This window comes from Protofrankia coriariae, assembly GCF_001017755.1.
Lineage (GTDB): Bacteria > Actinomycetota > Actinomycetes > Frankiales > Frankiaceae > Protofrankia > Protofrankia coriariae.
Window position 1 is genome coordinate 65,519 of the sequence record NZ_JWIO01000014.1, and the last position, 282, is coordinate 65,800.

Sequence of the window (282 nt, forward strand, 5' to 3'; positions counted from 1 at the left end):
GGGCCGGGGGCGCCCGCCGAGGTCACCACCACCCCCGGCGGCTCCCCCGGCAACGCGGAGGAAGTCTCCCCTGACAACGCCTGGGAAATCCTCCGGGAACGCGCGGAAGGCGGCTCACCGGGAACGGGTGACCCGGCCCGGCATACCCCGCCCGACACGCGCCCGAACACGGGATCAGCGGTGAGGGCCGGCTGTCCCGGCTCTCCCCTGCCACCCTTCCCCTGCCACCCCGCACCCGGCGACAGGCTGCCTGCCAGGTGCGGCGGCGGCGTCCGGGCCAGC